This window comes from Rhodococcus sp. (in: high G+C Gram-positive bacteria), assembly GCF_049299235.1.
In the GTDB taxonomy this organism is placed as follows: domain Bacteria; phylum Actinomycetota; class Actinomycetes; order Mycobacteriales; family Mycobacteriaceae; genus Rhodococcus.
In genome coordinates this window covers 1-12,257 of sequence record NZ_JBAQXC010000248.1, presented here as the reverse complement: position 1 = coordinate 12,257, position 12,257 = coordinate 1, and the positions used below count along the sequence as shown (strand labels likewise).

Here is a 12,257-nt window from a genome sequence, read left to right as displayed (position 1 = left end):
GCGCTGCGCCGACAGCGTGCGCAGATCGTCGCCCGACAATCGGCGTTGCGCGGTCCGCAGCGCACTACCGAGGTCGAGCAGTGCGGCGAGTTCGTCGGTGCGTTCTCGGGCAAGCGCGTTCACGAGCCATGCCGCGACCGTCGGTTTGCGCAGCTTGCCGATCGTCGTGGCCGCGGCCCCGTCACCGGCCTCGCGTGCCTGCGCGACCCGTTCGTTCCGGACGGCGACGAACTCGTTCGGATCGAGTCCGTACAGTTCGTCGGCTATCTCCTCGGGGTCCACAACTGCGCCTACCGTCTCATCGCCTGCCTGCCGCGGCTACAGTGCGAGCTTGGCGAGCAGGTCGCGGGCCCGTTCGGCGGTTTTCGGTTCGCACAGCACGTCGTAGCGGCCGGCGACGAGTTGCATCGTCGACGAGAAGTCACGCTGGCCACGTGTCGCGGCGTACGGGATGGACGCCGAGATCAAGCCGAACACGATGCCACCGATCAAGCCGACGATCAGCGGGCCGAGGAAGTCGGTGGAGAAAATTCCCAGCAGCAGGCCGAAGAACAGGCCGAGCCAGGCTCCCGACACGATGCCGCCACCGATCACCTTCGGCCACGTCAGCTTGCCGGTCACGCGCTCGACCTGCATGAGATCGACACCGACGATCGTGACGTCCTGAACCGAGAAGTTTTCATCGGACAGGTGGTCGACGGCACGCTGGGCCTCGGCGTAGGTCGCGTATGAGCCGACCGGCCAACCGCTCGGCGGGGTCGGCAGGCCGGGCGCCGGGCGTCCGGGCTGTCCGAGAGGGTTCGTCATGGGCATGAACTCCTTTTCGCGGGGCAACGAACACGTCGCTTCGCTGTGCAGGGCAGCGCACCATCGCGGACGGCACGCACCTGTCCATTCTGCCCGTTTGCCGCTCCGATCGTGGCTACTGCGGCGAGTCGAACTCCGTGGTGCGCGTCATGCCCGCCGCGCGGCCACCGGGATCGCCAGGAGAATGCGGTGGTAGACGTCACCGCGATAGTCGAGGGCACGCGTGAAGATCGGGCCGAGCCCCGCGCGTGCGATCCGGCTCGATACGCGAGCTACCGCACGGCCGCGAGCACGTCGATCGTGTGCCCACGGATTCCGGCGAATCCGAGGAACACCGCCGTGCGACGCGCGAGCGCCGTCACCCACGGTAGGCCGTCGGCGGCCGCATCACTCCCCGACTCCGTCGGTATGCCGACGCAGACGTACCGGGCCTCGGCACCCCGGCCGACGGTATCGATCAGGATGTTCACCGTCAGTTCGCCCAGGGACGCCCGCATCGCCAACGCAGGCGGACCCACATATCCCGGAGTCCGTGCGGCGGCGTCCGCGTTCAATGCGTCGAGGCGCATCGTGCCGACACCGGGCGCCTTGCGATATGTCGTTCGGCGCTGGTGGAACGGCGGTTCGATCGTCGCCGCCTTCATCACCGCTTCGGTCAGATCGGCGTCGCTTGCGGGTGTGGCGAGGACCAATCCGTACTCCGACGGGATCAGCAACCCCATGTGCGCTCGCCACCTTCCTCCCGCTGACCTGTCCGTCTCCGATCGCCGTGCCGTCGGTCTGCCGAGCATCTCGCACAGTGACCGGCCGTGTCTGTCCATCCATCGCACGACATCGGACAGGACACCTCGAGAACTCCGGCAGCACAGAATCACGGCGGTACGGAACAGCGCGGTAACGCTCAACCTCGCGATTCCGACACTCGGGACAGGGACGCAGGTGACTGCCGGAGCAGAGGGGGTGCGGCGTGCTGGGACAGCGGCGTGCACCGCACGCGGCGGCACGGACCGTATCGACGGTCCGCCGAATCGGCGTCGTCGAGGATCACGCGTCCGTGGTCGCCGGCCTGTCGACCTTGCTCCGCGCCGCACCCGATCTCGAGATGGTGGCCGGCGCGGCGACCGTGACTCGGCTGCTGGCGGAGACCACGGACCTCGACCTGGTCGTACTCGACCTGCGACTCGAGGACGGTTCCTCCCCGACCGCGAACGTCGACCTGCTGACCGCCGCCGGCATCCCGGCGCTCGTGTTCACCGGCGGCGAGGAGCCGCATCTGGTGCGTTTGGCCGCAGCGGCAGGAGTTCTCGGGGTGGTCCGCAAGTCCGAGTCGAACGACATGCTGCTGAACGCGATCCGTGCCGCCGTGCGCGGCGAGACCGTGGCCACGACCGACTGGGCTGCTGCGATCGACGGCGATCCGTCGATCGAGTCCGTCGGCCTGAGTCCCCGCCAGCGGCAAGTCCTCGAGTTGTACGCCTCCGGGGAATCGACGACACGGGTGGCACGCATCGCTGGACTGAAGGAAAGCACCGTCACCGACTACGTCCGGCGGATCAGGGTGCGCTATGCCGAGGCGGGACGACCAGCCCCGACCCGCATGGAACTGTACAAACGGGCGCTCGAAGACGGCTACCTGCCGCTACAGCGGCGCGCGACGCGACGCCGGTGACATCGGCCGCGGTGACGGTTGCCGCAGGCACCGCACCGGACCTCACGGCCGACCGCCTGCTGCGGGTGTTCGCCGAGTTCATCGCGTGCGGATACGGCATCTACTTCCTGTTGATGTTCTCGAACGGGGTCCTGTATGCCCCGCAGTTCGAGGCGTGGTGGACACCGGCCGCGATGATCGCGGTGTTCGGAACCGGGATGTGGCTCGTCGTCGACAGCGTCCGATGGAACGAACGCAGACTTCGGCGCGCCGCGGCCGTCGCGGCATCCGCCTATCTCGCGGTGGTCTTCACCGGATTCGCGGCATGGACCGGCCCGCCCGTCCTCGAGCAACAGGCCGTCTGGCCGAGCCACTTTCCCGCCGTCGCGGCACTGGCCGCGCTGGTCGCGTGGGGGCCTGCGGTCAGCGCGGGATATCTGGTCGTCGCCACGACATCCGTGCAGATGTTGAGTCATCGCACCAACACCGTCAACGACGGCCTGCTGATCCAGGACATCGTGTTCGCGACCGTGTTCTGCGCGATGTTCCTGGCTGCGGCGGCGATGGCGCTGCGCACCGGACGAATACTCGACGAAACACGTGAGGCCTCGCACGCCGCGGCGGCAGCAGCGGCCGCCGCGGCAGCCCGCGCCACCGAACGGAAACGGGTCGGTGCACTCGTCCACGATCAAGTGCTGGCGACTCTGCTGGCAGTCGACCGGCAAGGTGCGACACCGACCGTCCGGCGCTCCGCGGGCGAAGCCCTCCAGCACCTCGACGACCTGCGGGAAAACAAGGTCATCGGCACCGATCTCGACGCCGACCACTTTCTCGCGTATCTGCGCTCGGCGGCGACGGGCATCGACGACGCCATCGCCATCCGTGCCGACGTCGGCGGCGCCTCCCCGGTCCCGGCCGACGTCGTGCGCATCATGGCGCAGGCGATGGCCGAGGCCGTCCGCAACAGTGTGCGCCACGCCGGGGACGGAGCAACCCGTTCGGTGTATCTCACCATCGACCGCAGGCAGGTGCAGGTGACGGTCGTCGACGACGGCCGCGGCTTCGACCCGGAGACCGTCGCCCCGCACCGACTCGGGCTGCGGGTGAGCATCCACGGCCGGATGGCCGGACTGCCCGGCGGCGGCGCCCACATCGAATCGGCACCGGGACAGGGCACCCGCGTCACCCTCGAATGGCGGCCCGCGTGACGAGATTCGCGTCCGGTGACATCCGGACACTGCTCGGGATGGACACCGCGGAGGCCCACGCCCTCGCGCTGCTGTTCTGTTCGGCGACGATTCTCCTCGCGCACGGCACCGCCGACGGCGTACGAACGGTCTGGCCCAGCGTGGTCGCCGCGATCCTGCTCTGCGCCGCCATCCTCGCGCTCGTGAGTGTTCCCGGCGATCCGCTGCCGATCCCGGCCGCCGTCGCGGCGACGGTGGCAGGTCCGGCCGCCACAGCACTGGTCCTGTCGGTGACATCGGTACCGCCGACCAGTTCGTGGTTCGTCTGGCCGGCCAGTGTCGCGACCGCGGTACAGACGTTCATGTGTGCTCGCGGCCGCATGACCCTCGCCTGGATCGGGGGTGGGGCGACGATCCTCACGTGCGTCTCCTGGACCGTGGCGACCGGGCAGGGCGCCGCCGCAGGCCTCGCCGCGACACTGGTCAACGTCGGGCCGCTGGTCATGTCGACGTTCTTCGCCCTGAAAATCCGCCCGATGGCCGCGACCATCTTCGCGCTGCGCGCACGCACCCTGCAGCAGGCGGCTGCCGAAGCAGCTTCTCAGGCCGTGCTCGACGAGCGGGACAGGCAGGCCCGGCATCTGGATGCGGTGGCCCGCCCGCTCCTCGAGAAGATCGCCGGCGCGGGCCCGGTCACGAAGGCGGACGTCGCTGCCTGCGTGCTCGTCGAAGCAAGCCTCCGCGATCTGCTCCGCGCACCCGAACTGGCCGTCGAACCGGTGTCCACAGCGGCAGATGATGCCCGCAGGCGGGGCGTCGAGATCATCCTTCTCGACGACGGGGCGCTGGTCGACGTGGCCCCGGCCGTTCGAGACCGTGTCCTGAACACGATCGCCGCACACCTCGACGGTTGCGCGACCGGTGTGGTCACGGTCCGAATTCTGCCGCCCCGGCGCGCACTGCTCGTCACCGTCGTCACCGGCACATCCGACGGCGATTCCAGCCGTCTCGAGATCGGCGCCGACGGCCACCCCGCCGCACCGGCGGACCCGCTCGCCGCGGACGGCGTTCTTTAGCTGATCGAACGATGCCCCCCGAGCGGTGGGCACGAAACTCGAGTCTGCCTCGTTCGCCGTCTCGAACCTAGCGTTGTGACCGACGGATCGACCGCCGTCGATCACCGCACGACGAAGGAGACGCGCCGTGACCGCAGTTCTGGACTCCGAGCACATCCGGCCCCGCCCGTCCCTGTCGCCACGGGAGATCGACGTCCTCGTCGACTGGCTGCGCTGCGACTCCAAGGGTGAGGTCGCTGCTCGCAGATTTCTCGCCGTGAGCACGATCAACACCTATCTGACTCGGATCCGCGCCAAGTACGACGAAGTGGGCCGGCCTGCCCCGACCAAATCCACCCTGCTCGCGCGTGCGCTGCAGGACGGACTCGTGCACCTCGACGACCTGTAGCGCCTGCGCACTCCGGTCTGCGCCCGCCCCCGGTTCCGAACCGGGGGCGCGCCGAATCACAGGGCGGGTAACCCTGCTCTCCTCCGAGTCGCTCCTATGCTTGGCTCGAGTAAGGAACACGATTCGGTAGGGAGTAGCCCTTTGGCAGCGGTGAGCAAGGTGTTCGCGGCCAGGCTTGCAGGCTTGGTCGTCCTCGGACCCGACGGAGAATCGATCGGTCGCGTCCGCGACATCGTGCTCACCATCAGGTTGGGCCGCCAACAGCCGCGGGTCATCGGCCTCGTCGTGGAATTGCCGACCCGGAAACGGATCTTCGTGCCGATGTTGCGCGTCACGGCGGTCGAGCCGGGCGCGGTGACGCTGACCACCGGGAATGTCAGCCTGCGCCGTTTCGATCAGCGGCCCACCGAGATTCTCGCCCTTGCGCAGGTGCTCGATTCGAAGGTCCGGGTCGACGACCCCGAATTGCCGGAACTCGCGGGCGTCGACTCGGTCATCGTCGATCTCGGGCTCGAGCTCACCCGCACCCGCGACTGGCTGGTCGCCCGGGTGGCGGTTCGTCAGCACCGCGGCCGCCTCGCCCGCCGCTCCGCCGTCCACGTCGTGCAATGGCAACACATCTCCGGTCTCACCGCCGCCGCGCTGGCGATGCCGGGGCAAGGTGTCTCGCAACTGCTGCTGCAGTTCGAGGACATGCGCGCCGCCGACGTCGCCTTGGCGCTGCGGGAACTGCCCGCCAAACGACGTAACGAGGTCGCCGTCGCACTCGACGACGAACGTCTCGCCGACGTCGTACAGGAACTACCCGCCGACGACCAGACCGAGCTGCTCACCAGCCTCGGCGTCGACCGAGCCGCCGACGTGCTCGAGGCCATGGACCCCGACGACGCAGCCGACCTTCTCGGCGAACTACCCGAGACCGAAGCCGAATCCCTGCTGCAGTTGATGGACCCCGAAGATTCGGAGCCGGTACGGCGCCTACTCGAACACTCCCCCGACACCGCTGGTGGTCTGATGACACCCCAGCCGGTTGTGCTCACCCCGGCGACGACGGTGGCCGAGGCACTGGCGCGTGCCCGCAACCCCGACCTGACGCCCGCGCTGGCGTCGATGCTGTTCGTGGTGCGCGCGCCCACCGCCACACCCACCGGCCGCTACCTCGGCTGCGTGCACCTGCAGCAGCTGCTACGCGAACCACCCGCGAGCCTGGTCGGCGGCATCGTCGACAACGATCTCCCGCGACTGGATCCCGACGACACGCTGACGGCCGTCACCCGCTACTTCGCGACGTACAACCTGGTGTGCGGGCCGGTGGTCGACGACGAGCAACACCTGCTCGGCGCCGTCACCGTCGACGACGTGCTCGATCACCTGCTGCCCGAAGACTGGCGCGAAGAGGAGACCGACGATGATTGATCGCAGCACGATGGCCAGCCAGCGTCTCGACACACCCCGGTCCTCCCGGTTCCGGGTCAATGTCGATGCCGAAGCCGTCGGTCGTGTCGGCGAATCTGTCGCCCGCTTCCTCGGCACCGGCCGCTACCTGCTGATCCAGACGGTCATCGTGATCGTGTGGATCTTCCTCAACGTCGTCGCGGTGCAACTGCAGTGGGACCCGTATCCGTTCATCCTGCTCAACTTGGCCTTTTCGACGCAGGCAGCATATGCGGCGCCGTTGATCCTCCTGGCCCAGAACCGGCAGGAGAATCGCGACCGGGTCTCGCTGGAGGAGGACCGCGCGCGTGCCGAGCAGACGAAGGCGGACACCGAATTCCTCGCACGAGAGCTCGCCGCACTGCGACTCGCCGTCGGTGAAGTTGCGACCCGCGACTATCTGCGCCGCGAACTCGACGACCTGCGCGCGTTGCTCGTCGACACGGACGACGACTCCGCCAGATCCACGCCCCAGGCGAAGGCGCGCACAGCACGGCGTTGAGAGACCCGAGCGAGCACTCGGCCAGATTATTCTGTAATCTCCGTCACAAGAGCGTCCGAGCGGGTGCTCGTGCCGCGGTTCGCGGTGTTCAGGGCAGTAAGTGTGTTTCCGGGCGGGGGTAGTCGTGGCGAGGGGTGGTCGTGTGCGGTGGCAAGGTCTGATCGCGATTCCGGTGATTCTCGCCGCCGGATCCGTGGCCGCAGCCTCATCGGCCGAGTCGTCGACCGGACAGAATGCCGCCGAATCTCACGACGCGGCGACCGCGGCGACCGGAACGGTCGGGATCGTCCCGTTCACTCCCGCACCGAATGCCGGCCCGAGTGGCCCCGAGGCAATCCCCGTGGGAAATCCCGCCGACCCACTGTCCCAGTTCCCGCCGGACGTCACGGTGCCGCCGGGGCAGCCGTCACCGGTACTCGCGCAGGACGGCCCGCTTGCCGTACCCGAACTGGTCTACTACGCGTATCGGGCGGCAGAGATGCAGTTGCAGATCGACACGCCCGGATGCGGACTGCAGTGGAATCTGCTCGCGGCGGTCGGCCGGATCGAGTCCGGGCACGCGGACGGCGGGCGCACGGACGTGCTCGGCACACTGAGCGCACCGAGAGTGTCGCCGAACGGCGAACTCGGCCCACTGCAGCTTCCGACGGCCGTGTGGGAACAGTACACAGCGGACGGTAACGCCGACGGACACGCCGATCCGCAGAATGTGTTCGATCAATCCCTGGCTGCGGGTCACTGGTTGTGTGCGGACGGAGCGAGCCTGCGTGAACCAGAGGGGCGAGCCGTGCCACTCGCGCGGTTCGATGCCCGACCGGAATACCTGAAAAACGTCGAGGCGTGGTCGGCTGCGTACGAGAAGGGCGCGGCCACCACGCCTGGCGTGATCGCCCCGCCTCCGGTCCCCGTGACCACCGCGCGACCGGTTCCGGATGCTGCGGATGTCGCGGCGCCCGCACCTGTGGCGCCGCAGCCGGCAGCGGTGGAGCAACCGGCAGGGGAACCGGCTCCTGTGCCTGCTCCCCTGCCTCCTGCCCTGCCGACGCTGCCTCCTGTCCCGCCGACGCTTCCCGACATCCCCTGCCTGATTCCCGCACTCTGCGGACCGTAGAACCAAACGTGTCAGCGTCCCCACGTATGCTCCGTGGGCGGTCCGAGCTGCCCACAAGGCCACATTCGTGCGCCGCCAAACCCCCGTTACATCACAGTTGAATAACGGAAGTGCATCGGCTCGTGTTATCGTCGATCCCGCCAGATAACGGAAGCATCTCGAACGAGGTGCCCGAGGGAGGTATCGCGTGGGCCGGCACAACAAAGCATCGACGTCCAAACTGCGGAGAAATTCCGTGATCGCCGTGACAGGACTCGTGCCGGTCGGCCTGGTCGCCGCAGCAGCCACCACCGCGGGCGCGACCTCCAAGAACTTCCTCGGTATCCACCAGACCGCCGACGCCTCCGACGTAACCGCCGGCGCAGGCAGCGACAACTCGGACCTCACCAAGGTCATCCAGTCGGTCGCCCCCGTCGCGGAGCGGATGACCGCCCCCGACCCAGCCGCCGCCCCGGACCCGAAGGCTGCCCCAGGGGCCCCGGCCGCCACCGTCCTGCAACAGGGACCCCTCGGCATCCCCGCGATCAACTTCGCGGCATACCGGAACGCCGAGCGCATCCTCGCCGACGAGAATCCTGGCTGCGGCATGTACTGGACGATGCTCGCCGGTATCGGCCGTGTCGAATCCGGGCACGCCAACGGTGGCCGGGCCGATGAGAAGGGCAACCTCATCGAGCACGTCATCGGGCTTCCGCTCAACGGCAGCCTGCCCGGCCAGGCCGTCATCTACGACACCGACGGCGGCGCGCTCGACGGCGACACCGTCTACGACCGCGCGGTCGGTCCGATGCAGTTCATCCCCACCACGTGGACGCAATACGCGGGCGACGGCGACGGCGACGGCATCGCCGATCCGCAGAACCTGTACGACTCGACGTTGACCACCGCCAAGTACCTGTGCGACGGCGGCCTCGACATGCGCAACATCGCGCAGGCCACCAAGGCCATCCACCGCTACAACAATTCGATGGCATACGTCGCGAACGTCCTGGCCTGGTCCGCCGCCTATTCCACCGGCGTCGAGCCGAGCCCCGCCGACCTGCCTCGCATCCACTGATCGGCACCCGCCTACGATGGGCGCCATGGCAGTGACTGAATCCGACATCCGCGGCGCCCTCGCTCGGGTGCAGGATCCGGAGATCCGTAAACCCATCACCGAACTCGGGATGGTCAAGAACATCGACATCGACGCCGACGGCAATGTTGCGGTCGGCATCTACCTCACCACCGCCGGGTGCCCGCTGCGCACCGAGATCATCGACCGTGTCACCAAAGCCGTCGCCGACGTCGCCGGTGTCGGCACCGTCGACGTCACCCTCGACGTGATGAACGACGAACAGCGCACCGAGCTGCGTCGATCGTTGCGGGGCGACACCACCGAACCGGTCATCCCGTTCGCCCAGCCCGGGTCACTGACGCGCGTCTACGCTGTCGCGTCCGGCAAGGGCGGGGTCGGCAAGTCGTCGGTGACGGTCAACCTCGCCGCCGCGATGGCCGCGCGCGGCCTGTCCGTCGGAGTGCTCGACGCCGACATCTACGGCCATTCCGTCCCGCGCATGCTCGGCACCGACGCCAAGCCGACGCAGGTCGAACGCATGATCATGCCGCCGATCGCACACGACGTGAAGATGATCTCGATCGCACAGTTCACGACAGGCAACACCCCCGTCGTGTGGCGTGGACCCATGCTGCACCGCGCGCTGCAGCAATTCCTCGCCGATGTGTTCTGGGGTGACCTGGACGTGCTGCTGCTCGACCTGCCGCCCGGAACCGGTGACGTGGCGATCTCCGTGGCCCAGTTGATCCCGGGTGCGGAGATCCTCGTCGTCACCACCCCCCAGCAGGCTGCCGCGGAGGTCGCGGAACGAGCCGGGTCGATCGCGCTGCAGACCCGCCAGCGCATCGCCGGCGTCGTGGAGAACATGTCGTGGCTCGAATTGCCCGACGGTACTCGCATGGACGTGTTCGGTACGGGTGGCGGCCAGGCAGTGTCCGAGCGTCTCACCCGCGCGGTGGGCGCGCAGGTGCCGTTGCTCGGGCAGATCCCGCTCGACCCGGCGATCCGGGAAGCAGGCGACGCCGGTACCCCTATCGTGCTCAGCGCACCCGAATCTGCCGCCGGAACGGCGATGCGCGAGATCGCCGAGAAACTCGCGGTGCGTCGCCGCGGTCTGGCAGGCATGTCGCTGGGTATCGACACCACTCGCCACCTCTAGCAGAAACCCGGAACCGCCCCTGCGAATGCATGCGGCTTCCGGGTCTGCGCGCCGGCTACTCGCCGGACCGTGCGATCAGGTGGCGTCGGTGTCGATCGGGGGACGCTCACCCGCGCCGAGTGTTTTCGGGGCAGGCGGAGCTGACGGGTTCGCGCTCGGCTTGTCGAACTTCCCGGTGAGGATCGAATCGTCACCGTCGAGCAGATGTTTGGTGATGACGGCCTTCGGGCTCATCCCCCGCAGCTCGTTCAGATCTGACAGCGGCTTGCGCAGATCCTCGAAGTCCGATCCGAGTTCGTCCTTGAGTTGCTCGCGGGCGCCGGACGCGTAGTCCCGCACCTGGCGCAGAGATTTCGTCACCCAGGAGACCGCGCCGGGCAGACGCTCGGGTCCCAGGACCACGAGCGCCGCGACGAGGAGGACCATGAACTCGCCCCAACCGATGTTGCCGAACACCGGTCCAGCGTACGTTGTCGACGGGCCGCGCGCGCATCCACGTGCACACCTCACCGACCAAACCCTGCGAACAGCGGAGACCGCGCCGTCGCGCTAGTCGGATTCCGGGGTCACCTGAACGTCGACGAGTCGGCCACTGCGCACGAGCTGAACAGTGACCGGTTCCCCGATCCGCTGCTCGTGGACCGCGACGACCAACTCGTCGGCACTGGTCACGGCACGTTCGCCGACCTTGACGATCACATCGCCCTCGACGATCCCGGCACGTTGCGCGGGGCTGCCTGCCTGCACGTTCGCCACCTCCGCTCCGCTGGCGGTGTCGTTGACGACAGTGCGGGCGTTCACGCCGATCTCCGGGTGGTGCATTTCACCGTTGCGGATCAGTTCCTGCGCTACCTGGGTGACCGTGTCGATCGGGATTGCGAAACCGAGCCCGACCGAACCACCCGACTCGGTCTTGATCGCGGAGTTGATACCGATGACGCGGCCTTCCGCATCGATGAGGGGTCCGCCGGAGTTGCCGGGATTGATCGATGCGTCGGTCTGCACCGCGTCGATCACGGCGTCCGTGTCGGTGCCCTGGCCGCCGAGGCGCATCGGCCGGTGCAGCGCACTGACGATGCCGCGCGTGACGGTCTTGCTCAGCCCGAGAGGGGACCCGACCGCGATGACGTCCTCACCGACCTGGACGTCCGCGGACCGCCCGAGTTCCGCGACCGTCAAATTGTCGACGTCTTCGACGGCGAGTACTGCGAGGTCGGTGCGGATGTCTCGGCCGACGATGGAGGCGGGCACCTTGGTGCCGTCGTTGAACGTCACTTGGATCTTCGCGTCCGGGCTGGTCGCCGCCATCGACACGACGTGATTGTTGGTGACGATGTAGCCGGCACCGTCGATTACGACACCGGAACCGGTACCTGCTTCGTCACCGAGCGTCACCTGGATCGACACGACCGCCGGGAGCACTGCGTCGGCGACCTGCGCGACCTGTCCGGTCGGCAGGTCACCGTTTCCGGCGACTTGCGAGAGCGAGACACCACGGCTCGTCAGCGACCCGTTGTCGACGGTCACCAGCGCGACGATCAGACCACCGACCATTCCGATCGCGACGGCTACCGCGGCGAGGGTCGCGAGGGCACGAGGCTCGATACGACGGTCGAACAGGACCTCACGCAAGGTGAGTTTCCGTCCGGGTGGCAGGACCTGCTCGCCGGCCTGCCGGGCGGCGGATCCGAGTCGCACCGGCGTCGACGGGTCGCGCCAGGGATCCGGTTCGGGGCCCTCAGCCCCCGCGTCGGCGTCGGAGTCACGCGGCGGTCGCTGCAGGGTATCGGCCTCGTCACCCGGTCGGCCGAACGCTTCGGCGAGTACCGGATCGTTGGGCGCGATGTGCTCGATGTGCGGTTCGGCGGCGCGCGCGGCGTCGGTGAAC

Annotated in this window: 13 protein-coding genes and 1 pseudogene; 9 read left to right on the top strand and 5 right to left on the bottom strand. The window is 68.3% G+C overall.

Going from position 1 to position 12,257, the window contains the following annotated elements:
• From WAX14_RS14795 to WAX14_RS14785, 3 genes and pseudogenes are all read right to left on the bottom strand, one after another.
• A pseudogene (locus tag WAX14_RS14795) lies at positions 1 to 282 on the bottom strand (hypothetical protein); the annotation flags it as partial.
• Between the two features lie 36 nt (positions 283 to 318).
• A complete protein-coding gene (locus WAX14_RS14790; RefSeq protein WP_422628810.1) occupies positions 319 to 807 on the bottom strand; it encodes a general stress protein in 489 nt (162 codons plus the stop codon).
• Positions 808 to 1,079: 272 nt separating this feature from the next.
• Positions 1,080 to 1,529 (bottom strand): hypothetical protein, encoded by a 450-nt coding sequence (locus WAX14_RS14785; RefSeq protein WP_422628809.1) that lies wholly within the window; start codon positions 1,527 to 1,529, stop codon positions 1,080 to 1,082.
• Between the two features lie 245 nt (positions 1,530 to 1,774).
• Here WAX14_RS14785 and WAX14_RS14780 point away from each other — a divergent pair, with 245 nt between their 5' ends.
• The 9 genes from WAX14_RS14780 to WAX14_RS14740 all read left to right on the top strand — a co-directional run bounded on the left by WAX14_RS14780 (position 1,775) and on the right by WAX14_RS14740 (position 10,369).
• Positions 1,775 to 2,476: a LuxR C-terminal-related transcriptional regulator gene (locus WAX14_RS14780; RefSeq protein WP_422628808.1), complete on the top strand. Its 702-nt coding sequence runs from the start codon at positions 1,775 to 1,777 to the stop codon at positions 2,474 to 2,476.
• Entirely contained in the window at positions 2,473 to 3,663 is a 1,191-nt protein-coding gene (locus WAX14_RS14775) for a sensor histidine kinase (protein ID WP_422628807.1), read from the top strand. Before WAX14_RS14780 ends, WAX14_RS14775 begins: the two co-directional genes overlap by 4 nt.
• Positions 3,660 to 4,718 carry a hypothetical protein gene (locus WAX14_RS14770; protein WP_422628806.1) on the top strand — a complete coding sequence of 353 codons (1,059 nt, stop codon included), beginning with the start codon at positions 3,660 to 3,662 and terminating at the stop codon, positions 4,716 to 4,718. Before WAX14_RS14775 ends, WAX14_RS14770 begins: the two co-directional genes overlap by 4 nt.
• Before the next feature lie 127 nt (positions 4,719 to 4,845).
• Positions 4,846 to 5,106, top strand: coding sequence for a LuxR family transcriptional regulator (locus tag WAX14_RS14765; protein WP_422628805.1), 261 nt, complete (start codon positions 4,846 to 4,848; stop codon positions 5,104 to 5,106).
• A 141-nt stretch (positions 5,107 to 5,247) separates the two neighbouring features.
• A complete protein-coding gene (locus WAX14_RS14760; protein ID WP_422628804.1) occupies positions 5,248 to 6,522 on the top strand; it encodes a magnesium transporter MgtE N-terminal domain-containing protein in 1,275 nt (424 codons plus the stop codon).
• A complete protein-coding gene (locus tag WAX14_RS14755; protein WP_422628803.1) occupies positions 6,515 to 7,042 on the top strand; it encodes a DUF1003 domain-containing protein in 528 nt (175 codons plus the stop codon). The genes WAX14_RS14760 and WAX14_RS14755 overlap by 8 nt, the downstream gene beginning before the upstream one ends.
• Before the next feature lie 142 nt (positions 7,043 to 7,184).
• Positions 7,185 to 8,153, top strand: coding sequence for a hypothetical protein (locus tag WAX14_RS14750; RefSeq protein ID WP_422628802.1), 969 nt, complete (start codon positions 7,185 to 7,187; stop codon positions 8,151 to 8,153).
• 187 nt (positions 8,154 to 8,340) lie between these two features.
• Entirely contained in the window at positions 8,341 to 9,210 is an 870-nt protein-coding gene (locus WAX14_RS14745; protein ID WP_422628801.1) for a lytic murein transglycosylase, read from the top strand.
• Positions 9,211 to 9,235: 25 nt separating this feature from the next.
• Positions 9,236 to 10,369 carry an Mrp/NBP35 family ATP-binding protein gene (locus WAX14_RS14740; protein ID WP_422628800.1) on the top strand — a complete coding sequence of 378 codons (1,134 nt, stop codon included), beginning with the start codon at positions 9,236 to 9,238 and terminating at the stop codon, positions 10,367 to 10,369.
• Positions 10,370 to 10,444: 75 nt separating this feature from the next.
• Here the strand turns inward: WAX14_RS14740 and tatB are convergent, their stop codons facing one another.
• Positions 10,445 to 10,825: a Sec-independent protein translocase protein TatB gene (gene tatB, locus WAX14_RS14735; protein ID WP_422628799.1), complete on the bottom strand. Its 381-nt coding sequence runs from the start codon at positions 10,823 to 10,825 to the stop codon at positions 10,445 to 10,447.
• Positions 10,826 to 10,918: 93 nt separating this feature from the next.
• A partial coding sequence (locus WAX14_RS14730) for a S1C family serine protease (protein ID WP_422628798.1) occupies positions 10,919 to 12,257 on the bottom strand: 1,339 nt, incomplete at its 5' end.

What these genes read in the sequence shown, in the direction of transcription:
- WAX14_RS14790 (WP_422628810.1), bottom strand. Translation starts at nt 807, where the DNA reads ATGACGAACCCTCTCGGACAGCCCGGACGCCCGGCGCCCGGCCTGCCG.
- WAX14_RS14785 (WP_422628809.1), bottom strand. Translation starts at nt 1,529, where the DNA reads ATGGGGTTGCTGATCCCGTCGGAGTACGGATTGGTCCTCGCCACACCC.
- WAX14_RS14755 (WP_422628803.1), top strand. Translation starts at nt 6,515, where the DNA reads ATGATTGATCGCAGCACGATGGCCAGCCAGCGTCTCGACACACCCCGG.
- WAX14_RS14740 (WP_422628800.1), top strand. Translation starts at nt 9,236, where the DNA reads ATGGCAGTGACTGAATCCGACATCCGCGGCGCCCTCGCTCGGGTGCAG.